The organism is Alteromonas sp. (assembly GCF_984505615.1).
Map to the genome: position 1 here is coordinate 58,086 of NZ_CFHOXV010000005.1, position 25,930 is coordinate 84,015.

Annotated in this window: 18 protein-coding genes; 7 read left to right on the top strand and 11 right to left on the bottom strand. The window is 50.7% G+C overall.

The features are described from left to right. The first annotated feature begins 410 nt into the window (after positions 1-410). Positions 411-1,625 (top strand): multidrug effflux MFS transporter, encoded by a 1,215-nt coding sequence (locus tag AC4PME_RS05295; protein ID WP_119503173.1) that lies wholly within the window; start codon positions 411-413, stop codon positions 1,623-1,625. 79 nt (positions 1,626-1,704) lie between these two features. On the opposite strand, the gene AC4PME_RS05300 is transcribed toward AC4PME_RS05295, so the two are convergent. Further along, positions 1,705-2,016, bottom strand: a complete 312-nt coding sequence (locus AC4PME_RS05300; RefSeq protein WP_491226063.1) for a hypothetical protein — start codon at positions 2,014-2,016, stop codon at positions 1,705-1,707. Between the two features lie 228 nt (positions 2,017-2,244). Between AC4PME_RS05300 and AC4PME_RS05305 the strand changes: the two genes are divergently transcribed. Continuing rightward, positions 2,245-4,209, top strand: a complete 1,965-nt coding sequence (locus AC4PME_RS05305; protein WP_491044830.1) for an alpha/beta hydrolase family protein — start codon at positions 2,245-2,247, stop codon at positions 4,207-4,209. 145 nt (positions 4,210-4,354) lie between these two features. On the opposite strand, the gene ilvC is transcribed toward AC4PME_RS05305, so the two are convergent. Next, positions 4,355-5,836, bottom strand: coding sequence for a ketol-acid reductoisomerase (ilvC, locus tag AC4PME_RS05310; RefSeq protein ID WP_119503171.1), 1,482 nt, complete (start codon positions 5,834-5,836; stop codon positions 4,355-4,357). A gap of 155 nt (positions 5,837-5,991) precedes the next feature. Here ilvC and ilvY point away from each other — a divergent pair, with 155 nt between their 5' ends. Continuing rightward, the gene (ilvY, locus tag AC4PME_RS05315) at positions 5,992-6,855 is read left to right on the top strand and encodes an HTH-type transcriptional activator IlvY (protein WP_491044829.1); all 864 of its coding nucleotides are present in this window, start codon (positions 5,992-5,994) and stop codon (positions 6,853-6,855) included. Here ilvY and AC4PME_RS05320 read toward each other — a convergent pair. Together AC4PME_RS05320 and AC4PME_RS05325 are read right to left on the bottom strand one after the other, a co-directional pair. Further along, entirely contained in the window at positions 6,837-8,357 is a 1,521-nt protein-coding gene (locus tag AC4PME_RS05320; protein WP_491044828.1) for a YifB family Mg chelatase-like AAA ATPase, read from the bottom strand. The two genes, ilvY and AC4PME_RS05320, sit on opposite strands and share 19 nt — an antisense overlap. Before the next feature lie 78 nt (positions 8,358-8,435). Further along, a complete protein-coding gene (locus tag AC4PME_RS05325) occupies positions 8,436-9,047 on the bottom strand; it encodes a trimeric intracellular cation channel family protein (protein WP_119503169.1) in 612 nt (203 codons plus the stop codon). 445 nt (positions 9,048-9,492) lie between these two features. On the opposite strand from AC4PME_RS05325, the gene AC4PME_RS05330 reads away from it, so the two are divergent. Genes AC4PME_RS05330 through ilvA form a run of 3 tightly spaced genes read left to right on the top strand, consistent with a single transcriptional unit; the run spans position 9,493 to position 13,837 of the window. Beyond that, on the top strand, positions 9,493-10,425 hold the full coding sequence (locus AC4PME_RS05330) for a branched-chain amino acid transaminase (protein ID WP_119503168.1): 933 nt from the start codon (positions 9,493-9,495) through the stop codon (positions 10,423-10,425). A gap of 35 nt (positions 10,426-10,460) precedes the next feature. Further along, positions 10,461-12,311: a dihydroxy-acid dehydratase gene (gene ilvD, locus AC4PME_RS05335; RefSeq protein WP_491044827.1), complete on the top strand. Its 1,851-nt coding sequence runs from the start codon at positions 10,461-10,463 to the stop codon at positions 12,309-12,311. Further along, a complete protein-coding gene (gene ilvA / locus AC4PME_RS05340) occupies positions 12,308-13,837 on the top strand; it encodes a threonine ammonia-lyase, biosynthetic (protein WP_119503166.1) in 1,530 nt (509 codons plus the stop codon). Before ilvD ends, ilvA begins: the two co-directional genes overlap by 4 nt. Positions 13,838-13,886: 49 nt before the next feature. Here ilvA and AC4PME_RS05345 read toward each other — a convergent pair whose 3' ends face one another. The 3 genes from AC4PME_RS05345 to AC4PME_RS05355 form a co-directional block, all read right to left on the bottom strand. Continuing rightward, the gene (locus AC4PME_RS05345) at positions 13,887-14,870 is read right to left on the bottom strand and encodes a Kelch repeat-containing protein (protein WP_491044826.1); all 984 of its coding nucleotides are present in this window, start codon (positions 14,868-14,870) and stop codon (positions 13,887-13,889) included. A gap of 32 nt (positions 14,871-14,902) precedes the next feature. Then, positions 14,903-17,353 carry a glycerol-3-phosphate 1-O-acyltransferase PlsB gene (gene plsB, locus AC4PME_RS05350; RefSeq protein ID WP_491044825.1) on the bottom strand — a complete coding sequence of 817 codons (2,451 nt, stop codon included), beginning with the start codon at positions 17,351-17,353 and terminating at the stop codon, positions 14,903-14,905. 114 nt (positions 17,354-17,467) lie between these two features. Continuing rightward, a complete protein-coding gene (locus AC4PME_RS05355; protein ID WP_303572478.1) occupies positions 17,468-17,893 on the bottom strand; it encodes a DUF2177 family protein in 426 nt (141 codons plus the stop codon). A gap of 158 nt (positions 17,894-18,051) precedes the next feature. Between AC4PME_RS05355 and AC4PME_RS05360 the strand changes: the two genes are divergently transcribed. Further along, positions 18,052-18,846, top strand: coding sequence for a hypothetical protein (locus AC4PME_RS05360; protein ID WP_119503162.1), 795 nt, complete (start codon positions 18,052-18,054; stop codon positions 18,844-18,846). Here the strand turns inward: AC4PME_RS05360 and AC4PME_RS05365 are convergent. From AC4PME_RS05365 to AC4PME_RS05380, 4 genes are read right to left on the bottom strand one after another with little or no spacing between them, the layout of a single operon-like run. Beyond that, positions 18,833-21,082 carry a tetratricopeptide repeat protein gene (locus tag AC4PME_RS05365; RefSeq protein WP_491044824.1) on the bottom strand — a complete coding sequence of 750 codons (2,250 nt, stop codon included), beginning with the start codon at positions 21,080-21,082 and terminating at the stop codon, positions 18,833-18,835. The genes AC4PME_RS05360 and AC4PME_RS05365 overlap by 14 nt on opposite strands. A 16-nt stretch (positions 21,083-21,098) precedes the next feature. After that, on the bottom strand, positions 21,099-22,562 hold the full coding sequence (locus tag AC4PME_RS05370) for a sulfatase family protein (RefSeq protein ID WP_491529513.1): 1,464 nt from the start codon (positions 22,560-22,562) through the stop codon (positions 21,099-21,101). Then, complete coding sequence (locus tag AC4PME_RS05375; protein ID WP_491044822.1) at positions 22,555-24,219, bottom strand: sulfatase family protein; 1,665 nt, start codon at positions 24,217-24,219, stop codon at positions 22,555-22,557. The genes AC4PME_RS05370 and AC4PME_RS05375 overlap by 8 nt, the downstream gene beginning before the upstream one ends. Before the next feature lie 12 nt (positions 24,220-24,231). Beyond that, complete coding sequence (locus AC4PME_RS05380) at positions 24,232-25,896, bottom strand: sulfatase family protein (RefSeq protein ID WP_491044821.1); 1,665 nt, start codon at positions 25,894-25,896, stop codon at positions 24,232-24,234. Positions 25,897-25,930 lie beyond the last annotated feature (34 nt).

Genomic DNA, 25,930 nt, shown 5'->3' on the forward strand with positions numbered 1-25,930 from the left:
ATTTCCTTTTCCTGTGGTGCAGATGGAAAGTGTGCATTAAAGCCCCGTGATAGAAAGGCTCTCTTGCAAAAGCCGGAAAACAGTATTGATGGATGCCTACCCTAAAAAAACGGTCGTACAATGATAATGGTATTCGTAGAAACGATGCAAAACGATCATCTTTCAGACGCTATAAACTGCGTAAAATTGCCGTTGAAACTAAAGCTCCATTATCACAGGCGTTAGAGTATATCCCGGACTGCAAAGTTCAAAAGGCGCTATTTTGCCGGGGTATGCGTTTTATCAAACCGGTTATGCTTTAAAAGGTGTAAATTTTCTACATTCCGGCGGTAAAGACTGACGCAATTTCCGGCAAATTCAGGCTATACTATGCGCCCTTTATTTTATGTCGACTAGAGTAGACAACACACATGTCAGAAAACCCTTCCCCAATTAAGCCAACGCTGGGCCTTGTCGAGTTTGTTGCTCTGATGGCGTTAATGACTTCATTGGTTGCCCTGAGCATCGACGCGATGTTGCCTGCTCTGATCCAGATTGGCGAAGCGCTGCATGCAGACGATCCCCATGATGCGCATCTGATTGTGTCTATTTTCTTCGGCGGCATGGCTTTTGGTCAGCTCTTTTTTGGCCCTTATTCTGATACCCGTGGCCGGCGGGAAGCCATTTTACTTGGCATCTCGATTTTCGTTGTAGGCACAGTGGTCTGTATGATGGCAGACGACATGTCTACCATGCTGGCCGGCCGTTTAATACAGGCATTCGGTGTTTCCGGCCCCCGTGTGGCTGCAATGGCGATCATCCGCGATTTGTATGTGGGTGATGCAATGGCCAGAGTGATGTCATTTATCATGATGGTTTTCATTCTGGTGCCGATGATTGCGCCGATGGTGGGTCAGGCTGTCCTGACGTTCTTCCACTGGACGCATATTTTTACGCTGTTTCTGATTGTCTCTGTGTTCACCGGCACATGGTTTTTGTCCCGCCAGCCGGAGACACTGCCAGCTGACCGGCGGGGCCGCTTCGCCTGGTCTAAATTTTTCCAGTCTTCGAAGTTTATTCTGACCCACGGAAACGTGATGGGTTATACCGTCGCTATGGGTTTTATGTTCGGTGCTTTCCTGGGATACCTGAGCGCTTCACAGACCATTTTTCAGGAATATTACGACACAGGTACCATGTTCCCGTTTATCTTTGCATTCCTCGCGTTCTCCATCGGTCTGGCATCGTTCTTTAACGGCACGATGGTAGTACGCTTTGGTATGAAAAAGCTGGTGGGTATTGCGTTATACGGCGTTGTGAGTTTCTCTGTCGTTTTCCTGGCGCTTATCACGGCATTCAGCGGATTACCTCCTCTGACCTTGCTTCTGCCGGTTATGTTCTGCGGATTCTTCTTTGTGGGTATCCTGTTCGGTAATCTGAACGCCCTTGCAATGCAGCCTCTGGGACAGATGGCCGGCCTTGGCGCAGCTATCATCGGATCCATGTCGAGTATATTCTCTGTTCCTATCGCATTGTCTATCGACAGTTTCTTAAACGGCACCTTATATCCTATCGGATTTGGCTTCCTGATCTTCTTCTCCCTTGCTTTTGTGAGCGTGAGATTTGCAGAAAAGTCGGTGCACTAATGATTTATCAAAAGTTCTGAATTTACTCCAGCTAAATCAGGACACGGGGCATAAACATCTGCCCCGTTTTTACTTGTGCTCAGCGACTCAATATATCAATGATTTCTCTGGTGTCGCGGTACAGCCGCAAAATGGTGCCATCTATCTGTACTGAAACTATCCCTTTATCATCTACCGGGATGACCACGCGGCTGCGCTCATAGATATCACGGGATAAAATATCGCCCCTTTGCAGTTTTTTCTGCCAGCCGGGTGGGAGAGGTTCCCCATTCGCTACTTTTTTCTGTAGCCCCGGTGGTAAAGACTTCTCTTTATTATCATTTTTAGCTTGTGCGGTGTATGAAATAAGTGTCGCACTGGCAATCAGCAGGGAGCAATTTAAAAACTTCATCAGGAACTTCCTCTCTCTTAGTTGCCGTAACGCCCCCGCCAGCCATAGAGGTTGATTGCTGATGAGCGCGCCGGGCCGAAATTTGCAAAGCTGTTTTTGCATAACTACATATGTGTTGGACAGCAAATTACGGGCCAGTGAATGCTGTCTGGTTTCATGGTGATATAGGATGAGGTGAGTTACATTACCGGAAAATCAATCAGAAGCACTAAATCAGATGAGGAATTTATGAACACATCTTCTTCTCACACCACGGGATATGGTGGCTGGCCATCTCCTGTCTCCGCTCAGGCGGTTGTGCAGGGTAGTCGCGGTCTGTCCTCTCTGGCCGTCGATGGTGATTTTGTTTACTGGGTTGAGTCCCGGCCTGAAGAAGGTGGCCGGTGTACCATCATGCGCAGAAAAAAGGGACAAAGTGAAGGTGAGCCGCAAGAGGTGCTGCCTGCACCGTGGAATGCAAGAACACGGGTACACGAATACGGTGGCCGTTCCATGTTGGTTAATAACGGCGTGGTCTGGTTTACGCATTTTAATGATCAGCGTGTTTACCGCATGGTCATTGGCGAAGCGCCGGTGGCTATCACTCCGGCAGCAAACGTTCGTTTTGGAGCCTTTGAGCTTGATGCGCCCCGTCACCGGCTGATTTGTATCCGCGAAGACCATCGCGTGTCCGGTGAGCCGGAGAATACGCTGGTCGCCATTCCCCTTGAAGGGATGTCAGAAGGCGACGTGCTTTTTTCAGGCAGCAGCTTTGTGTCTGCACCCGGCCTGTCTCCGGATGGCAAATCCGTTGCCTTTATCGCGTGGAATCATCCGGATATGCCCTGGGATAACACAACGCTCTGGTCGGCTGACTTTGCCGCCGGCGGCAAGCTTGAAGGGCTGACAGAACATAACCCGGATACCGGTGAATCGGCTATCGATCCCCAGTGGGATGCAGAAGGCAACCTGTACGTGCTGAGCGACCGGAATAACTGGTGGTCACTGTATCAGGTGTCAGGCACTGCATTTACTCTGTTGTCACCGCAGCCGGAGAATTCAGAGACAGGCGGACCGGCCTGGCAGGTGGGTAAGCATTACTACCGCATCCGTCAGGATGGCTCCATTCTGGCGAATGTGGTTCAGGGAGCCATTGGCCAGCTTTATCTGTTAGACAGTAAAACCGGCGAAATGCGGGTGCTGACACCGGAAAGTGCGGCTATTGAAGACTTTGTTGAGTCGGACTCTGCATTGTATGTCATTCAGGATCCGCAAACCCGGCCGGCTGAACTGATTGCCTTATCTGGTTTAACCGCTGACTCCCCTGAAGTCAGTGTGATCACAACCTCCAGTGATTCCACGCTGTCCCCGGCGTGGGTGCCAGCCATTCAGGAAGTGAGTTTCCCGGTGGGTGACAACGCGAAAGCATACGGCACGTATTTCCCGCCGGCGAATCCGGACGTGACAGCACCTGAAGGCAGTGCGCCGCCACTCATTGTGATGATCCACGGCGGGCCGACATCAAAAGCGTCACCCACCTATTCAGTGAGTAAGTATTTCTGGACCAGCCGGGGCTTCGGTATTCTCGACCTTAATTATCGCGGCAGTACGGGTTATGGCCGTGAATATCGTCATGCACTTTACGGTGAATGGGGTGTAACCGATGTAGAAGATGCTGTAGCCGGCGCGCAGTGGCTGGCGGATCAGGGGCTGGCAGATGCCGGAAAGCTCATTATTCGCGGTGGCAGTGCCGGTGGCTACACGACGCTTGCGGCCCTGGCATTCAGTGACGTGTTCAAAGCGGGCGCCAGTCATTATGGTGTCAGCGATCTTGAGGCGCTGGCGGGAGATACCCACAAGTTTGAATCCCGCTATCTTGACCAGGTGATCGGACCGTATCCGGAACGAAAGGACCTGTACATTGAACGCTCACCCATCCATCATCTCGATGGCTTCAATGCGCCGCTACTGCTGCTACAGGGTCTGGAAGACAAAGTGGTACCTCCAAATCAGTCAGAGATGATTTTCGAAGCACTGAAAGACAAAGGCATTCCGACAGCTTACGTGTCGTTCGAAGGTGAAGGGCATGGTTTCAGAAAGTCTGAGAATATTGTGACAGCCCTGAATGCTGAGCTGTATTTCTATTCTCAGGTGCTGGGCTTTAACACTGCCGAGCCGTTACCGGAAATCGATATTGCAGGGCCAGGTAAATAATCAGCGCAGCGGTATGGCTTACTAAATTCAAGCGCCGGCGTTCAGGCGGTGTTTTTGTTTGCTGATACGGAATTTCAGGCATAAAAAAGCCCGACCAAAATGGCCGGGCAAGAGGGCTTGGTTAAGCACCTAACGACAGAAATCGTTACACACCAATGATGGCTTTCATGTCCGTCATGTAGCCGCGTAATTCTTTACCGATAGCTTCTACACCGGTATTACGGATGGCATCATTTACTTCTACCAGGCGGCGGTTATCAACTTGATTAGAGCTGACATTTAAACCTTTGCCGATAACACTGGTATCGATAGACGGCATAAACTTCTCGCGCATCAGCGGTACTGCAGCATTTGCGAACAGGTAGTTACCGTACTCAGCAGTATCGGAAATTACCACGTTCATTTCATACAGACGCTTACGAGCGATAGTGTTTGAAATCAATGGTGTTTCATGCAGTGATTCGTAGTAGGCAGACTCAGGTAAGATACCTGCTTCAACCATTACGTCGAAGGCAACTTCTACACCGCACTTGATCATGGCAACTAACAGGATGCCGTGGTCAAAAAATTCTTGCTCAGTGATTTTACCATCATACTTAGGTGCATTTTCAAAACCAGACTGACCAGTTTCTTCACGCCATTTAAGCAGGTTGGCATCACCGTTTGCCCAATCTTCCATCATCGTGCGGGAAAACTCGCCGCTGATGATGTCGTCCTGATGTTTTTCAAACAGTGGACGTAACAGATCGGTCAGTTGTTCAGACAAATCAAACGCTTTGATTTTCGCAGGGTTTGACAGTCTGTCCATCATGTTTGTTACACCACCGATTTTCAGTGCTTCGGTGATGGTTTCCAGACCATACTGAATTAACGCAGCGGCATAGCCGGCGTCGATGCCATCAGCAGTCATTTTTTCAAATGCCAGGATAGCGGCGGCTTGTTGCATACCACATAAAATGGTTTGCTCGCCCATCAGGTCTGATTTAACTTCTGCAACAAAAGAAGATTCCAGAACACCTGCACGGTCACCGCCAGTAGCACTTGCCAGTGCTTTTGCGATATCCCAGCCTTCACCTTTCGGATCGTTCTCAGGGTGAACCGCAATCAGTGTAGGTACACCGAAACCACGCTTATATTCTTCACGTACTTCAGTACCCGGACACTTAGGTGCACACATCACTACCGTGATGTCTTTACGGATTTGCTGACCTTCTTCAACGATATTAAAACCGTGAGAATAGCCTAATGCAGAACCTTCTTTCATCAGCGGCATTACCGCTTCAACAACGCTTGCGTGCTGCTTATCAGGCGTCAGGTTGTATACCAGATCGGCTTCAGGGATCAGTTCCTGATAGGTACCAACTTTAAATCCGTTGCTGCTTGCACGCTGGAAAGAATCACGTTTTTCGTCGATTGCTGCCTGACGCAATGCGTAAGCAACATCCAACCCTGAATCTCTCATGTTCAGACCCTGGTTCAGGCCCTGAGCACCACAGCCGACGATAACAACTTTCTTGCCTTTCAAGAACTCACAACCGTCTGTGAATTCGCTGCGCTCCATGAAACGACAGCGACCTAGCTGGTCGAGTTGCTGACGTAGAGACAGAGTATTAAAATAATTAGCCATATAAAATTCCGAACATCATTAATCTAGTCATTATCAACGGGCTCAAAGCCAGTCGATGACCTCGTCGATGACGACTTGCTGCGAAGATTACTTGATCACTTTTGTTTTGGAAAATGATATATTCGCAAAACAGTATTTCATTTTTTGCAATATTTATGGATTTCCGTTCACTTCAACTTTTCAATCATCTCGCATCCAGTTTACATTTCGGTGACACCGCTGAGGCGATGTATGTGTCGCCGTCCACGCTAAGTCGTTGTATTCAAAGGCTTGAAGAAGAGTGCGGTACAGTGTTGCTGAAGCGGAATAACCGTTCTGTGGTCCTTACCCATGCCGGCCATAAGCTGCTGGCGTTCTCTACGGAAGTACTGAAAGACTGGCAATCTTTGCAACGTGAACTGCACGATGACAGCGAAGCATTACAAGGAGAGCTCAGTGTATTTTGCTCGGTAACTGCCAGCCAGAGCCATCTGCCGGCCCTGCTCAGGCAGTTCCGCTCCCGCTATCCCGGTGTGGATATCAGGCTGGTGACCGGTGATCCGGCGCTGGCTAATGAAAAGGTGAAGCATAAGGAATGTGATGTGGCGATCGCTATTCATGCTCCGGACTTCCCCACCGACATGACTTTTACTCCACTGGATAAAGTGCCGCTGGTGCTGATTGCTCCCCGTGACTGGCGGCTTACTGAACTGGCTCAGATAGACTGGCGGCGGCATCAGGTGATCATGCCGGAACACGGACCCACGCGACGGATTGCTTATCACTGGTTTGCAGAACACGGGATAAGACCTAACGTGTATGCTTCTGTGGGAGGCAATGAAGCCATTGTGAGCATGGTAGCACTGGAATGCGGTGTGGGGTTTGTACCTCAGGTTGTGCTGGATCACTCCTCTATGGCAGGCAGTGTCAGCAAAATACAGGTTGGCGATATTGAAGCTTATGAGCTGGGGATCAGCTGTTTGTCTTCCCGCCGGAACGAGCCGCTGGTTGATGCTTTATTTCAGATCCCGCTAAGCTGACGGAGCAGATTATCCAGCGCACGGTAGCCCAGTGCCTCTGACAGATGATTGCGCTGTACCGTATCCTGCCCTTCAAGATCGGCAATGGTTCTGGCCACCTTCAGAGCACGATGAAATGCCCGCATAGAGAGTGACAATTTTTCTGCCGCCATCTGAATAAATTGCGTGTCCTGTGCAGACAGCGCGCAGATTTCTGCCAGTGTATTTACCGGCAACATGGCGTTCAGGCTTCCCTGGCGGGCGTACTGTATAGTCTGCGCCCGATTTACTTTCTGCTGTGGCTGACGGATGTCTTCCGGTTCGTGGTTTTCCGGGGTCAAAGTTAACTGATAGTCCGGTAAGCGGGGCACTTCCACCTGTATGTCGATACGGTCAAGCAGCGGACCGGATATGCGGCTCAGGTATCGCAATATCTGGTCCGGTGGCGTACGGCCATCTTCGGCATCGCCGGTAGGACTGGGGTTCATTGCGGCTATCAACTGGAAACGTGCCGGGAAGGTGGCCTGCCCGGATGCCCTTGAAATATGCACTTCACCGGTTTCAAGCGGTTCGCGGAGTACATCCAGCGCCCGCCTGCCGAACTCCGGCAGTTCATCTAAAAATAATACGCCGTGGTGTGCCAGTGACACTTCCCCGGGAGCCGGTGATGCACCACCACCGGTAAGTGCAACGGCTGAGCTGGTATGATGGGGAGAGCGGAAAGGACGACAACCGGCAATGATGTCGCGGGTAACGGTATGTTTGACTGAATACAACGCCGCGACATCCAGAGCCTCATCCGCTGACAGTGGCGGCAGTAAGCGGAGCAGCCGGCTGGCAAGTAAACTTTTGCCGGTGCCCGGCGGCCCCGTGAAAATCAGATTATGCGCGCCGGCCGCTGCAATCATAAGTGCCCGTTTTGCCTGATGCTGGCCATGAATACCTTCCCACACGGGCTGCGCGGAGCCATGAACAGGCTTTACCGGATGGTTCTCATCAGCGGCAAGGGGCTCAAGCCCTGCCAGGTGCAGAAAAACGGAAATTAAAGAATCTGCAGCAAAGCGGTTTGCACCGTCAACCAGTGCGGCTTCATCTTTGTTCGCAGCGGGATGAAACAGTGTGCGGCCTGCGGATCTGCAGGCAATGACAGCAGGAATAATGCCACTGACAGCCATCAGCTCGCCGGTAAGCGATAACTCGCCGGTAAATTCCATTCCGTCACAGGCGCTGTCATTAAGCTGGCCATGTGCCATTAAAATACCTGCCGCGATGGCAAGATCGTAACGGCCGCCCTGCTTGGGAATACTTGCCGGAGACAGGTTTACCGTGATCCGTCTGGCCGGAAATTCAAAGCCGCTGTTAATAAGCGCACTGCGAACCCTGTCTCTGGCCTCCTTTACTGAAGTTTCTGCCATACCCACCAGTTGAAATGCCGGCAATCCGTTTGCCAGATGCACTTCCACCCTTACCAGCGGGGCATCGATTCCCGTACCGGCGCGGGTTTTTACCACTGCCATTCCCATGTCCGCACTCCTGTGTTCTTTCTGCTGTGCAGTTTACAGAGGTGGCGGAACGGGAATAACTGAACCGGTGAACAGTTCTCAGTCGGGCTTAAATACCGGCAGTTGCCAGTGCCACCGCATGGCACACAGGCGCATGACGACGGTGACAAGCAAAGCAGCCCAGGGGCAGTAATGTTGATCAAAGCCGGAATAAAGCAGCAATGCGTAACTTAATCCGCCGGTAATGCAGGTAATGGCGTAAAGCTCTCCGTTCAGTACCAGCGGGACTTCGCGACATATAACATCACGCAGCAGGCCGCCGAAAACGCCGGTAATCGTCCCCATGGCAATGGCCACAGACATGGGCGCTTCATGAATAAGTGCCTTTTCCATGCCCACGACATTAAATAACGCCAGACCGAAAGCATCGGCGATCAATAAGTAGTGATAAGGGAATCGCGGACTGACTCTGAGCCACGCAATGGTCGCCAGCGCAGCAATTAAAGTGGTATAGATGTAATCTGTATTCTGAATCCAGAATACCGGCAAATCGAGCATGATATCCCGCAGCGTACCGCCACCAATCGCGGTCACCGATGCCAGTACGACGACCCCGAAGCCGTCCATTTTTTTCTGGTAAGCCATTAAGGTGCCGGAAATGGCACAAACAGCCACACCCGCCAGGTTTAACCAGTGAAACCAGTCTGTCATTTCTTTACTCAGCTTTTTTTATTGCTTAACACCCACGCCGGTTAAACGGAAAATCGGCGTTCAGGGCGCAAAATACTTGATTATGGCATGGGTTTCATGCTATTTCTTCGCACCATACAGATTCGTGGTCAGCCAGCCACGATCCGGGGGCCTGTTCCGGCCCTTTATAAAATTCCGAACTATCAACAATCCAGTCATAACAAGTCCGTATTCAGGGACTATCCTTTTCTGTGTCGACCTACAGGCGAAATCAGGCGTGAACAGGTGTGTCTGCAACCTTACAAAAGGTGTAAATATTCCTGTCCAGTCGCAAGCAGAGTCCGGAGAGGTTATTGGGCACTTCACTGCGGTCATGTATCATTCGTCTTAAGACATTTGTCTTGTCACTTATTTTGTACCGAACTAACGGTTTCAGGCGAACAGCCTGCTACAGGAAGGAATTAACATGGCTAAGCAACCAGCAGAATTTATTTGGTTTAACGGTGAAATCAAGCATTGGAAAGATGCAACTGTGCATGTAATGACACATGCTATTCATTACGGTTCATCTGTCTTTGAAGGGATCCGTGCGTACAACACGCCAGATAAAGGAACCTGCGTCTTCCGTCTGGACGAGCACAACAAGCGTCTGCTGGACTCTGCGAAAATTTACCGCATGACGATTCCTTATACGCTGGACCAAATCAATGAAGCAACGATGGATATCATTCGTAAGAACGAACTGAAATCAGCTTATATTCGTCCAATCGCTTATTACGGCGATATCGGTATGGGTCTGGCTGTACCTTTCGGTACTGAAACTGAGTTAGCCATTGCTGCCTTTGAATGGGGAGCTTACTTAGGTGAAGAAGCACTGAAGAATGGTGTGGATGCAGGTATTTCTTCATGGAACCGTCTGGCGGCTAACACCATCCCTACCGGTGCAAAAGCCGGCGGTAACTATCTGTCTTCACAACTTATCTCTATGGAAGCCCGTCGTCATGGTTACGGTGAAGGTATTGCACTGGACCGTAACGGTTATATCTCAGAAGGTGCCGGTGAGAATATCTTTGTTATCCGCAACGGTATCGTATCCACCACACCGAAGACTGCAGCCATTCTGCCCGGCATCACCCGTGACACAGTGATCACCCTTCTGAAAGAAATGGGCTATGAAGTCCGTGAGGAAAATATTCCCCGTGAAGCGATGTACCTGGCTGACGAAATTCTGATGTGCGGTACAGCAGCTGAAGTAACGCCGGTTCGCAGCGTTGACGGTATTTCAGTAGGTAACGGTGCCCGCGGTCCGATCACTGAGAAAGTACAGGATATGTTCTTTGGCTTGTTCAACGGCAAGACTGAAGATAAATGGAACTGGTTAACGCCGGTTTATAAGTAATTTTTTTGAATTGAATTAAGAAACGGGAAAGCATTATGCCCAAGTTACGATCTGCAACCTCCACCCAGGGAAGAAATATGGCCGGCGCACGTGCGCTGTGGCGCGCTACCGGTATGAAAGACACTGATTTCGGTAAGCCGATTATTGCTATTGCCAACTCCTTCACGCAGTTTGTGCCAGGGCATGTGCATTTAAAAGATCTCGGACAACTTGTTGCCCGCAGTGTCGAAGAAGCCGGTGGTGTTGCTAAAGAGTTCAACACCATCGCGGTAGACGACGGCATCGCCATGGGCCACAGCGGTATGCTGTACAGCCTGCCTTCACGGGAAATCATTGCAGATGCCGTTGAATACATGGTGAATGCCCATTGTGCTGATGCCATTGTGTGTATTTCTAACTGCGACAAAATCACCCCGGGAATGCTGATGGCGTCTATGCGCCTGAATGTTCCCGTGGTGTTTGTGTCCGGCGGCCCCATGGAAGCCGGTAAAACCAAGTTGTCAGACCAACTGATAAAGCTGGATCTGGTTGATGCCATGGTTGCTGCTGCCGATGACCGCGTCAGCGACGAAGACACAGACCAGATTGAGCGTTCTGCCTGCCCGACCTGTGGTTCGTGCTCGGGCATGTTCACCGCAAACTCGATGAACTGTTTAACGGAAGCGCTGGGTCTGTCCCTGCCAGGGAATGGTTCTATGCTGGCTACTCACGCTGACCGCGAGAAGCTGTTTAAGCAGGCGGGTAAGCTGATAGTCGAGTTGTGTGAGCGTTACTACAAGAATGATGATGAAACTGCGTTGCCACGCAACATTGCATCTTTCAAGGCATTTGAAAATGCCATGAGTCTGGATATCGCCATGGGCGGTTCTACAAACACCATCCTGCACTTACTGGCAGCGGCAATGGAAGGTGAAGTGCCTTTCACCATGGCAGATATCGACCGTCTGTCACGGAAAGTCCCGCATTTGTGTAAAGTGGCACCGTCTACACCTAAATATCACATGGAAGACGTGCACCGTGCCGGTGGCGTACTGGGTATTCTTGGTGAACTCAATAAAGCCGGTCTGCTGAATCAGGACGTGCATCATGTTCTCGGTAAGACGCTTCCGGAAGTGATCAGCGAGTGGGATATCACTAATCCTGAAAACAAAGATGCTGATACTTTCTTCCGTGCAGGCCCTGCAGGGATCCGCACTACGCAGGCATTCAGTCAGGATTGTCGCTGGGATGAAGCCGATGCCGACCGTAGCGAAGGCTGTATCCGCGATCTTGAACATGCCTACAGCAAGGACGGTGGTCTGGCGGTTCTGTACGGTAACCTGGCGGTTGATGGCTGTATTGTGAAAACGGCGGGTGTGGATGAATCTATCCTCAAATTTACCGGTACTGCGAAAATTTACGAAAGCCAGGATGATGCGGTAGCAGGCATCCTGGGTGACGAAGTGAAAGCCGGTGATGTGGTTATCATTCGTTACGAAGGTCCGAAAGGCGGCCCGGGCATGCAGGAAATGCTGTACCCGACCTCCTACCTGAAATCGAAAGGGCTGGGTAAAGCCTGTGCCCTTATCACTGACGGACGTTTCTCTGGCGGTACCAGCGGTTTGTCTATTGGTCACTGTTCACCGGAAGCGGCCAGCGGTGGCGGCATTGGTCTGGTGGAAGACGGCGATAAGATTGAAATTGATATCCCTAACCGGACTATCAACATCGCGATTTCTGACGAAGAACTGGCTCACCGCCGTGCCGCGATGGAAGCCAGCGACAAGCCCTGGAAACCGAAGAACCGCGAACGTAAAGTGTCTCTGTCACTGAAGAACTTTGCCATGCTGGCTACCAGTGCAGATAAGGGTGCTGTGCGGGATGCCTCTAAACTGGAAGACATATGACCGTCAGCGATCACGAATACCTCAAAAAGGTCTTGTTAGCGCCGGTTTATGAAGTTGCGGTTAACAGCGAGTTGTCTGTGTTATCCAGACTCTCGCAGTTGACAGGTAATGATATTTATCTGAAACGTGAAGATCAGCAGCCGGTTAAGTCATTCAAACTGCGTGGCGCTTACACCAGATTAAGTGCGCTGAGCAAAGCGCAACTGGATGCTGGTGTTATTGCAGCATCTGCAGGTAATCATGCTCAGGGTCTTGCATATGGTGCAAAGAAGAAAGGCGTACATGCCACCATCGTGATGCCGGAAACCACGCCGGATATCAAGGTGGATGCGGTACGCCGCTTCGGCGGGCACTTCGCCAACATTGTGCTCCACGGCACGAATTTCGATATGGCCAGCAAGCACGCACAGATGCTGGCGAAAACCCACGGCTACACCTTTATTCCTCCGTTTGATGACCCTGATGTCATTGCCGGTCAGGGAACTGTAGCCCGGGAGCTGCTGGAGCAGAATCCTAATCTGGATATTCTGTTCGTGGCTATCGGCGGCGGTGGTCTGGCTGCGGGTATTGCGGTTTATCTGAAGCAACTGAAGCCGGACATCAAAATTATCGGTGTTGAGTCGGAAGAATCAGCCTGCTTTAAGGCGGCCATGGAAGCCGGTGAAATCGTGACACTGCCTTCGGTGGGCATTTTCGCCGACGGTGTTGCGGTAAAAACTATGGGTACAGAAACGTTCCGTCTGTGTGAAAGATTGCTGGACGGCGTGATCACTGTTACCAATGACGAAATATGTTCGGCAATCAAAGATATTTTCGATGACACCCGTGTTATCGCAGAGCCTGCCGGTGCCATGTCTGTGGCGGCTATTAAAAAATATGTGGCAGAGCACAATATCAAGGGCAAGAAGCTGGGTGGTATTCTGTGCGGTGCCAACATTAATTTTCACACGCTGCGTTATGTGTCTGAGCGTTGTGAATTAGGTGAGCAGAAAGAAGCTGTTTTTGCAGTGAAGATCCCCGAGCGTAAGGGGGCTTTCAAGCAATTCTGTGAAGTCCTTGGCGGTAAAGCTATCACCGAATTCAATTACCGTTTTGCTAACGAGAAAGACGCGCACATCTTTGTGGGTGTAAATCTTAAAGGCGGTAAGCAGGAGTTTGCTGCGCTGAATGACTCGCTGACTGAACAGGGTTACGACTGCTTCAATATGAGCGACAACGAGCTTGCGAAGCTGCACGTACGCCATATGGTTGGCGGCAGACCACCAGCGTTGCTGAACGAAGCGGTGTTCACTTTCGAGTTTCCTGAGCACCCGGGGGCGTTACTTAAATTCCTTGGAACACTGGGTGAACGCTGGAACATAACGCTGTTCCATTACCGTAATCATGGAGCTGCTGAAGGCCTGGTGCTTGCCGGTTTTGAAATACCACCGGAAAGCCGTGATGAATTTAATGCTCACTTGCAGCAGTTAAGCTACGAGTTTAAAGAGGTCACAGACGACCCCGCGTATAAATTCTTCCTGTCATAAGAAAGGGGCTGAACAGCCCCTTTTTTATGTCTGAATGAATTGGATCAGGCTATTTTCCAACGGCCTGACGCAATTGCTTCGCATCAAATATCTGAATAGTGTCGAGCACAGGACCCGGTGAGTCCTGATTACCGCCAATCAAATATACAGCGTCGTTGTAGGTAACCGCTTTTGCGTGTCTGACACCGGTCATGGATAAGTCGCTCTGATGCCAGGTGCCTGCCTTAAAGTCGTAAGTCCACACAGCATCAAGATTGTTGTAGTCACCAAACACTATCAGGTAATCACGCCACACAGTGGTGGTATGTGCACTGACAGGCACCGGCAGCGGAGGCAGAGATTTCCACTTTTTAGTCGCCGGATCGTACTGTTCAAACACATCCAGTTGCTCTTCACCGGTGTAACCACCAACGACATAAATTTTGTTTTGCCATGTGACAGCAGAGGTGGACTTGGCTGTGGGCATCGGCGCGCCCAGAGACCATTCGTCCTTGCTGATATCATAAACTGCCATCAGTGCTGTAGGTTTAAGCTTGCGGGTCTGCCAGTCGTGGTGAGAGCCGCCCAGCACATAGATTTTGCCATCCAGATAAACTGCTGTGTTAGTACGCGTAGGGTAAGGTAATGTCGCCGCTTTAGTCACTTTACGGGTAATGGTATTAAACACTTCAACGGTGCTTTCATAGTTTGCCCGTTGTTTTGACGCAGAGATCCCGCCAATCAGATACACGTGGTTATTGTCATCATAAACCGACGAAAAATAGCGGCGGGGAATAATATGGTTTTTCAGCACCTGCACGTTTTTGGTCGCCGGGTCGAGAATTTCCACATCATTCAGCAGACCCTTCTGGTTACTGCCACCAAACACAAATATGGTTTTCTGATCGGTAGCTGCACCGGCTCCAAGACGGGGACTTTCCAGCTTGAACCCTGCCGGTTTCCGGTATTCGCTGATATCCGGCACAGATGAACATGACGCCAGCATCAGCATCACTGCGAAGGCAAATAAATATCGACAAGTGCCCTGTATCATAACTTTCCTTTTCACTTTTACACGTGGATCCGTTACCCGCACGTTGCTTCCACATTCTGCAAGTGCTGGGTAATTTCAGGCCACACCAGAGACAACACATCCTGGCGCAGCGCATCGCTTTCTTCAGAATACTTCAGACTGCCATCCGGCGCAGAATCCAGCCAGTGGTTCTCCCGCAGGGCAGAAATGAAAGAAGAAAGCACATTCTTGTCGTAAAACTCCGGAGAGTTCATGCCGTATAAGGTCGACAGACGTTCCGCCACCTGCCGGCTGGTCCGCTCCAGACTATTGCGGCTTATCACCCGTTCACGCTCAATAATGGTAAGTACCACCGCGTAGCGCTGGAAAGTTTCCTGCATACACCGGCTCAGCAGCCAGGCTGAATGGAACGCCCGGTCTGATGATGCCGGCGGATGCAACAGTCCCTGCTCCATCTCTGTCAGCATGCCTTGTTCCAGCAAAGTGGTGATGAGCTTGTCGGTGTAAGCCAGCGCCTCATCCTGAGTCATGTAGATGAAAAGCTCCCGTTGCAGCAAAGGATATAGTGCTGCCATCAGGCGTAATATCTCATGACGGTGAATGCCGGGCCGGCCGAAGACTGCTGAAAGGATCACGCCGGGCAAGGCAAACAAATGAAGAATATTATTTCTGTAATATGTAAGGAATACAGCGGCATCTTTTAATGGCGCGATCATCGTGCCGTAGCCATCCTGACTGATATCAAAGCGCTTCAACGCCAGGGTTTCTTCCAACATGGTTCTGGCATTGCTGGCGGGAATGGTGGCGTCATCACTGTATGGTGCACTGCGCAGCAAAGCCAGGTAGTTGTCCATCACCCTGACCAGCTCTTTTTCCGTCATGGTCTGGGTTTTAGATGACAACAGACATAAAGAAATCAGCGCCATACCGTTAATGGCGGCATTGCGGTTAATGCGCAGCATTACCTCGTGGGCCAGATCGTTAACCAGTGGCGTCAGCCAGTTTGGTTTTTTCTCCGGGTCTGCAGGTAAGGTTTCACGCCAGTCAGGAACGCTTTGTTCAAGGAACTGATTCAACTGAATCGGCTCGCCGAAGTTTACGTAACCGTGGCCATAATTTTTCAGTTTTCTGATGGCAGAAAACACCTGCAAATTAGATTCTTTCTTTTTGCCGCTGCCTTTCAGTTCACTGAGATAGCTTTTTACTTCCATCACGTTTTCGTACCCGATGTACACGGGCACAATACTCACAGGGCGTTGAACACCTTTAAGTACTGCCTGCATAGTCATGGCAAGCATACCGGTTTTAGGCGGGATAAGACGACCTGTGCGGCTGCGGCCACCTTCCGGATAATATTTAACGGAATAGCCTTTATTAAACAGTAATTCCAGATATTCACGGAAAACCGCAGTGTAAAGCTTGTTACCGGCAAAACTGCGGCGCAGGAAGAAGGCGCCGCTACGACGGAAAATGGGACCCGCCGGCCAGAAGTTAAGATTAATACCCGCAGCAATGTGAGGCGTCACCATACCTTCGTGATAAATCACATAGGTCAGTAACATGTAATCCATATGACTGCGATGACAGGGCACGTAGATGATCTCATGACCGTTGGCAGCCAGTTCACGGATCCGCTCACTGTGACCCACACTGATACCATTATAAATCTTGTTCCAGATACGGGTAAGGATGCGATCACCGAACCGGATCAGGCCTTCACGGTAGTCTGCGGCAATCTCATCAATGTACTCTCTGACAGCTTCTTTAGGATCCTGTTTCTTCGCCTTTTTCGACGCAGATTCTTCAGCCATGGCCCGTTTAACTGCTTCCGATCCCAGGATTGCATTGTGCAACTCCTGACGTTCGAGCAAAGTGGGGCCCGTCATACTCTGGCGCTTACGATGGAAGTGAGTACTTGCTACGCGCACAAGTTTGTGAGCAATCGAGTCATCCGTACCCCGCTGGGTCGACATTTCTCTCGCTGATACGGCTTTGCTAAAATTGATGAAGTTATCGCGGCCCAGAAACATCACGATAAAGAATTTTCGCAGCCAGCTTGGTGAGGCATGATGGGCAATTAAATCACTCAGGCCGGGTTTGCCTTTACCCGGCGCACGTCCCCAGGTAACGAAAACCGGGACAACCTGCACATCCACATCTTCATGGTCACGATGCAAGTGGAAAAGATCTGAGAATATTGATTCTACATCCGTCTGGGACGGCTGTCCGAACAAGGGTTCCGTTTTACGCAGAAAGACACAGGCGGGATAGGTTTTGCCGGCCAGTTCGACATCTTTCACAGGGCTGGGCAAACCTAACCGCTGTGTGCACATACGCAGCGCAAGCTGGTCGGTCACAGAGTTGGTGGGCAGCAGATAAATGATCGGCTTAGTACGGTCGATACCCAGTTCTTTTTCGACATTCGCGGGAATGTTGTGGTCTTTCACCAGCAACTTTACGGGATAATGAAACACTGACAAAAGCGTTTTGCGCATCCACGACATGAAAATGGAATCCTGTGTTGAGAAAACGGGCGCAGTCTACCATAAATTTACTGCGATCCAGATGAACATAAGACGGGGTTACCATGATAGGGGGTCTTTGGGCCTGAGTCACCCTCAGTGCGCCAGTTTATCGCTGATTTTTTGTGCTGCAAAACCGCCGCAGGTGGCAATGATTCCTGTGGCCACGGTTCCCCATATCCAGTCAATCAAAGTCATATTCAATGGCCAGTCCCGGATAATGGAATAGCAGGTCAGATTGTAGGTGCCGTAGGCGGTAGCCCCCAGGGCAAGACCCGCTAATGAAGTATGAATCAGGTTCTTTCCGGCATAAGGACGTATCGTTAAACAGACGACCGAAGCACAGTAAAGCAGATAGAATGCGATCCATGGCCAGGTAATAAATTGCGGTCGCAACAGACTTTCAAACGCTTCACGATACAACGGCATAGCAATAACGCCCAGCCAGACTGCGTCCAGGCAGGCAAAAGCCAGTAGTACGGCGATGTATGCGCCGGTGAGTGTTTTAAAAGAATAATGCATAAGATCATAAACGGAAAAAGCGGGTAAAAGGTTCAGCGAAAAAATAGCTCAACCGTTTATCGCAACATAAGCCATACTAAACAGACTTACCCTGTGGCGATGACAGGTTTATTTACTGTTCACCCTACAACGATAAAAGGACAGAACGCGGGGATACCATGCAGAAAAAATTGTTTGAATTCGGTGATTTATTTTGGGTTCCGGAGTTTTATCACGCCTTTCTGCGTCGCTTTATGGGCGCATTGTATAAAGTATTCGGCTATCACAGATTATGGTTGCCTGAACTGAACCGCTTTATCAACAAAGCCGGAGGCACAGTGATGGATCCTTGTGCCGGCAGTGGCTATGTCAACGAACTGTTGATGAAGGAGCTGAATAAGAAAGATCTGCGTTTTTACCTGTCGGATTTCATGATTGATAAAAACCCGGAATTCCGTGAGCGCATTAACAATCTGGGTGATGACCGTATTCATTATCTGGAACAACCCATTGACGTGCTGAAAGACAATCCGGATTTCCGCTGCCCGAAAATCTTTATTAACTCTTTCCACCACTTTGACAACGAACAGGTGGCGCAGATCTTCAAGCTCAATCTGTCACACGGTGATGATGTGCTGGTGCTGGAGTATTGTGATAACTCCTTTATGAGTTACGTGTCTATGCTGTTAGGCCCGCTGGTGGCGATGATCATGTTACCGTTTATCACCGAGCGCCGGTTATTGCTGGTGACTGCCATTTTCACCTATCTGATCCCGGTAGTACCGCTAATGTTATTGTGGGATGGCATTGTGTCGAGCCTGCGTTGCTATTCGAACAAGTCCATTAAAGCTGTACTGAAAGATGCCGGATTTGGTGATGTAACGGTAACATCGACTTTCCGTCGCAGTTTATTGTATCCGGCAGGGGTAACGGCACATCACATTGAGGCACCGTCTGCCGCTAAGGCTGAATAAGCGGTTTTAACTGCAGATATACGCTGTCCTGCGGATACACCTTACCCAGCGCCGTGACTGCTTTGTGGAGCATCACGGCGTTTTTGCTTAGATAGGCGTATTTAGCGCGGGTTGTCAGCAAATCATAATCGCCCGGCCATCTTGCCGCCGCGTCATCCAGCACCGTGAGTGCTTTTTCGGGTTGTTTGAGCTGCCACAAGGATACGCCGTAAACAAAGGCAAAACGCGGGCTGGCATCTTCTGCCCGGGCGGCCTTTTCCAGATGCGTCGTCGATTCCTCATAACGCTTGTTCCGCACTAACATGAGTCCGTAGGCAAACTGCACGGCTCCGGAATCCGGTGCGATGGTCAGTGCATTTGTCAGATATCTTTTCGCGCCGTCCTCATTACCCATGTTGCGTAAAAAATCGGCAAAGCTCAGCAGAGCCGGTAAGTTGGCCGGGTCAATGCGAAGCGCTGCCTCGTAATACATTTTTGCGTCGATGATGTTTCCTTTACGCAAAGCCAGTTGGGCGAGACCGGTGTTGGCGCCGGGATGATCCCGCGTGGCCAGCAGTGTGGCTTCATATTCTGCCAAAAGAGGGCTGATTTGCGCCTCTGGCAGAATACTGTCTGCCGGTGCATTCAGCAGTGCCGCTGCCACCTCACTGCGTACAGACAATGCCGGATCATCTGCAAGTGAAGCCAGTACAGCTGCCTGTTGCTGAGCTGATAAAGACGGTGCTGCCATAGCAGCGCCACGGCGTACCGCTGCAGATGGCGAAGCCGCCTGAGCTTTTATCAGTTTTACGGCTTGCTGCGGCGCCTGAGCGGCCACTTTTCTGGTGAGGGCACTGGTGAGTAAATCAGGCAGCGTAATTTTTGGGTCGGTAAGCAGTGATGCGGATTCAGCAATGGCTGCAGGATCCCACGTGGTTAATGCCGCATTTAACTTTGCCCATTCACCTGAGGTATCCGGCGATGCGCCGTCACGGGCTGGCCATTTTTCAACCGCATCGCGCAGCCAGGCCGTGGATTTGTCTTCATGACAGGTGGCGCAGGGTCGTACACTGTCTTCATTCAGGGCAGAAGGCCGGTGGAATTTATGATCCCGTCTGTCATCCACGCCCATGTAGGTGCGTGCCGGCATATGACAGTCCAGGCAATTAGCGTCTTTATGCCCCAAGGTATGGGTGTCGGCCATGAATACGTCAGGACGGTGACATGTTGCACATACCTGAGCTCCGGGCAGGCGGGTTTTGCCCGAGTGGGGATCATGACAATGGATACAGGTAACACCAGCCTGCGCCATTTTGCTTTGCATAAATGAACCGAGCACAAAAACTTCATCACGGATCTGACCGTCACTGAAATATAGCGGTTCGTCGATGGCATCTAACTGGAATTGCTGGTGGTATGGTTGTGTCAGATCAGGTTCACCTAATTCTGCTCTGCGGCTGTGGCACCCTCCGCAGGTATTCAGGGCAAGTTCACTGATTGGGGCTGGAGAAGACTGAGGCCGTGCTATGGCGTCACCAGGCTTAAAATGAAAAGCGATGGCTTTGCCCAATGCCTTAAGACCAGTGTTGGTTGCGCTTAACGTGCCTTCGCCGGCCAGTTTGATATGTTCACTGCCCGGGCCATGGCAGGTTTCACAGGCCACATTAACGTCTGAGTAGGTAGAATCGAACGTATTATTAACGGGGTCATAGTGCTTTTGTAAATTGGTCGAGTGGCAGGAAGCACACCGGCTGTTCCAGTTTTGGTAGTATCCTGTCCAGAAAAAAGGATGTTCCGGATCGGTGACTTCATCGTTCTGCAACTGATACCAGCGCTGCCCGCCCTGCTCTGCCGGCCGGCTGTCCCATGCCACATCAAAGGCTTGCAGCCGTCCGCCGGTTGTCCGCAATAAATACTGCTGCAGTGGTTTGAAGCCGAACGTATAAACCACGTCGAACGTTTGTTTTTCTCCCTGCCCGTTCAGCGTTTCGACAAAGTAAGCATCACCTTCTTTGAAGAAACGGGTAGTGCGGGCTCCCGCACTGAAAGTCATGTCGTTAAAGTTTCCCAGCACGCTTTCGTCACTGGCAGGCAGCATGCTGTGATAGTGATCAGACTGACGCCAGGCGTCCCCTTCCTTCTGATGGCAGGACAGGCAGGTTTCCGCACCGGTGTAGTGCTTGTCGCTACTGGCTGTGGCGGTAAAGGTAATGCATAAAAACAGGGCTGCCAGGCAGCCCCTTATCAGGTTGTTCACTATGATCTGCTTTTCGTTACTGACAAAGTCGCGACCCTTTTTGACACTTATCCAGCTGGTTTTCAACCGGTTTAATGCTTGCCGCGTGCTGTTCCCGCAGTACAGCGAGCTCTGCAACAATGGCTTTGTTCTCTGAAGCAATGTTGTATTTCTCGGAAGGATCGGCGTTCAGGTCAAACAATAACGGCTCTGCCAGTGTTTCTCCGGGGTTGCCGCCGTAGCCTTCTTTGTAAATAAAGTGGGCTTTGTAGCGGCCTTTACGGACAGCGAACACTTTTGCTCCGCGGTAGTAAAAATACACATCACGGACTGCATCTTCACCGTCCAGAAGTGTGCTTTTGACTGAATAACCGTCGCTGTCTTTGGGAATTTCACCACCGGCTAAATCCACCAGTGTGGGCAGTAAATCAATGGTGGAACCAATATCGTGACGGATCCCCGGTTTGACATGTCCGGGCCACCAGAAGATGCCGGGAACACGCATTCCCCCCTCAAAAACGTCGGCTTTACCACCGCGAAGCAGTCCGGCACTGCCGCCCATGGTTTCGAACCACAACCAGGGGCCGTTGTCTGAACTGAAAATCACCAGCGTGTTGTCATCGATGCCTTCATCTTTCAATGTTTGCAGAATTTGACCTACTGACCAGTCCAGTTCTTCTATCACATCGCCGTAAAGACCTTGTGTGCTGCGTCCTTCGAATTCCTCTGATGCGAACAGTGGCACATGAGGCATCGCATGGGCGATATACAAAAAGAACGGATTGTCTTTATGAGACTTAATGTAATCCTGTGCCTTTGCGGTATAGGTTTTGGTAATTTGATGCTGGTCGGGCGCACGTTCAATGACTTCCTCTCCCTGCATCAGTGGCACACGGAAGTATTCTGATTTGGGGTTAGTCCACTGTTTGCCTTTATTCCAGTTTTTTATGCTCCAGTCCGGGCCATTCAACTGCTGAATTTTCTCAAAATCCTGATCCATATCGTTGGAGTAAGGAATACCAAACCAGCTGTCGAACCCGTGATTGACCGGCAGGTATTGTGGCAGATGGCCAATATGCCATTTACCAATCATCGCCGTGTCGTAGCCCTGTGCTTTGAGTGCTTCAGGTATGGTAGTTGCGCTGTCCGGCATGCCTCCCAAGGAGTCTTCGCGGAAAACCTGACGCATTGGCGTGGATGATGCCAGTCCCGCACGAACGGGATATTGTCCCAGCATCAGACCGGCGCGGCTGGGGGAACACACCGGAGCAGCCACGTAGAAATTTGTCCATTTCTGTCCTTCCATCGCCATTTTATCCAGATTAGGCGTGGTGAGTGTGGGATGGCCGTTATTGCTCATGTCGCCATAGCCCATATCGTCAGCGAAAATGATAATGACATTGGGTTGCTCAGTGCTTTTTGCGCTGGCTGAAAAGGCAGGTAGCAAACATGCTGCGCCGATGGTGGCAGATAACAGTGTTGCTACAGAAAACTTAGTCATGATGATATTGCTCCACATTACTTTCCTGATAGCCGTAGCGGACGGCTTTTGCTTCGATATAACTGTTAGGTTGGACAGGAACGGGTTGGGTATACAGTTGCCAGGGCTCCCCGGCTGCCATTCGCCAGGCAACGGATGCATTGTCGCTGGACGAGGTAATCGCAACGCACACCTGCCGGTGACATTCAGTCAGCTTAAATTGCGGGCTGGCGGTCACCGGCTGTTCAAACCCCGGCCACATGGCCCCGACCATACCGGTTTCCGGCTCAGTGCTTTTATCATGAACCTGTACCTCCCAGTTTTTCAGCGCCTTCTTCATCCGGCTCAGGCGTGCTTTTTGTGACGGATCGTCTGCCAGGTTGCGGGTTTCCCAGGGATCATTGTCTGTATCGTAAAGTTCATCACCGGGCCTGGGAGCCTCGAAGTAAAATTGCTGTGCGGGATTAAGGCTTTGTTTATCCAGCCCTTCCCACCAGGCAATCATCACAGGAAACATGTCGCGGAAAACCAGTGGTCTGAAGTACGGCAGTTCAGGCATGTCATTTCTGATGTATTTAAAGCGGAGATCTCTTACGGCGCGTACTTTATCAGGCACCATATCCATGCGGTCTCTGGCTGCGTAGATATACTCTCTCTGTTCGACGGAAAAAATTCCGGTGCCCTGCAAAAAATCAGGGAGCGGTGCACCGGCAAAGGATAAAAACGTTGGAGCAAAATCCACCATAGAAATTAACCTGTCGTTTTGTGTACCGGCGTCGCGTCTGTCGGGAAACCGCACAATCAGTGGTATATGCAGGCCGGTGTCATAAACTGAGCGTTTGGCCCGGGGCAGCGCATCACCGTGATCTGTGGTCCATACAACAATGGTGTTGTCATCGAGGCCGTCCCGTTTCAGTGCAGCAAGGATCTCTCCTACCTGGCTGTCCATATAATGAATATTGTCATAGTGCTGTGCGATGGACCGGCGTACCACAGGTGTGTCAGGGTAATAAGGGGGCACGGTGACGGAGGCCGGATCGGTGACTGCCTGCACCCTTGCCAGATCTTTTTTGATTAAATCCGTAAAGCCCTTAAATTTTTCTGCGGCTTTGCCGTCTTCTGTTAACAGGTGTCCTTCGTGAGTCGACATCAGGTTTATCATCGCGAAGAATGGTTTCCCGCCGGAGAGTTCATTCCATAAATCTGCTTTCAGTGGCGAAAAATAGTTACCAATATCTTTATCCCAGAGGGTTGAAGGTGTGCCGAACTGGTAATCTTTCTTGGCGAAATTCACCGTTTCATAACCGGCCCGCCGGAGCAGCTCAGGAAATGCTTTCATCTGCGCGGGAGTAACGGTTTCGTATCCGGTTTTACCATTTGGCAAAGGTAACTGGGAGGTACGCATTTGATGGGTTCCCATAGAAATGGGGTACATACCTGATATGAGTGCAGAGCGGTTCGGCGCACACACGCCGGCCGCTGCATAAACGTTGGTAAAGCGAATGCCTTGCTCAGCGAGTGCATCAATATTTGGGGTCTTAGCAATCTCATCGCCGAACGATCCTATGCGCGGACTCAGATCTTCGGCAACGATGAACAAGATGTTGGGTTGCTTTCCCCATGCGGTAAGGGATAAACCGGCAACAACGGTGAAAGTTAACCAGCGTAACATTCGCATTTACCAAACTCCTTAGTGACGCGGCTTGTCAGCCGTTTTTTCCATCCACGGGAAGTACATTTCACCTTTACGCTGCATATCGATTTTCATCGGCGTATCAGGAAACAGTCCCATGTACATGTCTTTGCGGTTGGGCTCAACCAGCCACCAGTCCGGGAAAGGAGCGGCCTTCAACCCGTCTTTCTTACGCAGGTTCATACCTTCAGCCAGCCTTGCGTTAAAGGGTACCGAGGGCTTGCTGTTATCAGCAGGACGCAGAGCGGCGTAGAGCGCCTGACGCAGTGGCAGTAACTCATGAGCATATTTCGGATCGCGGATAAGGTTATGCATTTCTTCCGGGTCGTTTTTCAGATCGTAAAGTTCTTCGATGTCCCAGACACCGTGATACTGGATGTATTTAAGATCGCCGCGACGAATGGCGAAGGTGGTAGGCGTCATGGGGAAAGACCATTCCCAGTAGTACTCGTAAACAAAATCAGGCGATTGCCAGTCTTCTTCTGCTACCTTGCCGGATGCCACGGGTAAAAAGCTTTTTCCTTCAAACTGTTCAGGCTGCGCCGCGCCCGCCAGTTCGAGGAAAGTAGGAGCCATATCCAGGTTTCTCACCAGTGCCTCGTTGGTCGCACCTTGTGGCAGCAGGCCAGGCGCGCTGATCACAAGAGGAACACGTACTGAGCCTTCATAAGCATTGCGCTTATCGATAAGGCCGTGATCGCCAATCAGAAAGCCGTTGTCAGAGTAAAATACCACCATGGTATTGTCGTACAGATCGTTGTCTTTCAGGTACTGCACTAACTCGCCCAGGCTGTCATCAACGGCTGACAAGGTGGCGTAATACTCTTTAAGGTATGCTTCCATAGTGCGGTCGCTGGCATAGAAAAAGTCAGTGCCGTGCCAGCTGTTGCGCTGGTTATGTACCCACATGGGCTTGTTCTTCGCGTCCTCTTCTGTCACCACCGCTGAGTCCGGTAATTTGAAATCCACATCATCGTACTGTCCTTTATGGCGTTCTGCCGGCGTGGCATCGGAGTGCACGGCTTTATGGCTCAGGTACATGAAAAATGGCTGGTTTCCTTTCACATCATTTTTCAGCCAGTCCAGTGCGTAATCCGTCAGCTCGTCTGTGATGTAGCCTTTCTGGTTAACGTGTTTACCGTCCACGTTGAGCTGATTCACCATACCTTTCGCCAGCATCGGAGCCGGAATGGCGTCAGTCGGGTAATACGCTCCCTGTCCCGGAAAGCTGACCCATTTATCAAATCCGTCACGGGGCATATCTGAATGGCTGCCCATGTGCCACTTACCGAAAAAACCGGTTTGATAGCCTGCCTGTTGCAGGTATTTCGGAAAGAAGGTCAGGCCTTCTTCACTGGAGTTATTGTTATCAACAATCTTGTGATTACGGGCGGTCATGCCGGTAAGAATGGTGGCGCGGCTGGGTGAACAAAGTGAAGATGTCACTACCGCATTGGGAAAATACACACCGGTTTCAGCCAGTTTATCAATGTTCGGGGTTTGCAGTTCTTCCTGCAGAAAACCCATACCGTCGTAGCGAAGGTCATCCATCAGTACAAAAATAACGTTACGCTGTTGTTCTGCAGCGCCGGCATTCATCGACAAACTTAAGGCGATGGCGCTGGCAGCAGTTAACAGCTTCTTAGTGAATGTGTCGGGCATGGTTGTTTATTCCGTATTCGTGAAAAGTGAAAAA

What these genes read in the sequence shown, in the direction of transcription:
- AC4PME_RS05325 (WP_119503169.1), bottom strand. Translation starts at nt 9,047, where the DNA reads ATGACAGACTGGTTTCACTGGTTAAACCTGGCGGGTGTGGCTGTTTGT.
- ilvC (WP_119503171.1), bottom strand. Translation starts at nt 5,836, where the DNA reads ATGGCTAATTATTTTAATACTCTGTCTCTACGTCAGCAACTCGACCAG.
- AC4PME_RS05355 (WP_303572478.1), bottom strand. Translation starts at nt 17,893, where the DNA reads ATGCATTATTCTTTTAAAACACTCACCGGCGCATACATCGCCGTACTA.
- plsB (WP_491044825.1), bottom strand. Translation starts at nt 17,353, where the DNA reads ATGTCGTGGATGCGCAAAACGCTTTTGTCAGTGTTTCATTATCCCGTA.
- AC4PME_RS05320 (WP_491044828.1), bottom strand. Translation starts at nt 8,357, where the DNA reads ATGGGAATGGCAGTGGTAAAAACCCGCGCCGGTACGGGAATCGATGCC.
- ilvD (WP_491044827.1), top strand. Translation starts at nt 10,461, where the DNA reads ATGCCCAAGTTACGATCTGCAACCTCCACCCAGGGAAGAAATATGGCC.
- AC4PME_RS05300 (WP_491226063.1), bottom strand. Translation starts at nt 2,016, where the DNA reads ATGAAGTTTTTAAATTGCTCCCTGCTGATTGCCAGTGCGACACTTATT.
- ilvA (WP_119503166.1), top strand. Translation starts at nt 12,308, where the DNA reads ATGACCGTCAGCGATCACGAATACCTCAAAAAGGTCTTGTTAGCGCCG.
- AC4PME_RS05360 (WP_119503162.1), top strand. Translation starts at nt 18,052, where the DNA reads ATGCAGAAAAAATTGTTTGAATTCGGTGATTTATTTTGGGTTCCGGAG.
- AC4PME_RS05330 (WP_119503168.1), top strand. Translation starts at nt 9,493, where the DNA reads ATGGCTAAGCAACCAGCAGAATTTATTTGGTTTAACGGTGAAATCAAG.
- AC4PME_RS05370 (WP_491529513.1), bottom strand. Translation starts at nt 22,562, where the DNA reads ATGACTAAGTTTTCTGTAGCAACACTGTTATCTGCCACCATCGGCGCA.
- ilvY (WP_491044829.1), top strand. Translation starts at nt 5,992, where the DNA reads ATGGATTTCCGTTCACTTCAACTTTTCAATCATCTCGCATCCAGTTTA.
- AC4PME_RS05295 (WP_119503173.1), top strand. Translation starts at nt 411, where the DNA reads ATGTCAGAAAACCCTTCCCCAATTAAGCCAACGCTGGGCCTTGTCGAG.
- AC4PME_RS05375 (WP_491044822.1), bottom strand. Translation starts at nt 24,219, where the DNA reads ATGCGAATGTTACGCTGGTTAACTTTCACCGTTGTTGCCGGTTTATCC.
- AC4PME_RS05345 (WP_491044826.1), bottom strand. Translation starts at nt 14,870, where the DNA reads ATGATACAGGGCACTTGTCGATATTTATTTGCCTTCGCAGTGATGCTG.
- AC4PME_RS05305 (WP_491044830.1), top strand. Translation starts at nt 2,245, where the DNA reads ATGAACACATCTTCTTCTCACACCACGGGATATGGTGGCTGGCCATCT.
- AC4PME_RS05380 (WP_491044821.1), bottom strand. Translation starts at nt 25,896, where the DNA reads ATGCCCGACACATTCACTAAGAAGCTGTTAACTGCTGCCAGCGCCATC.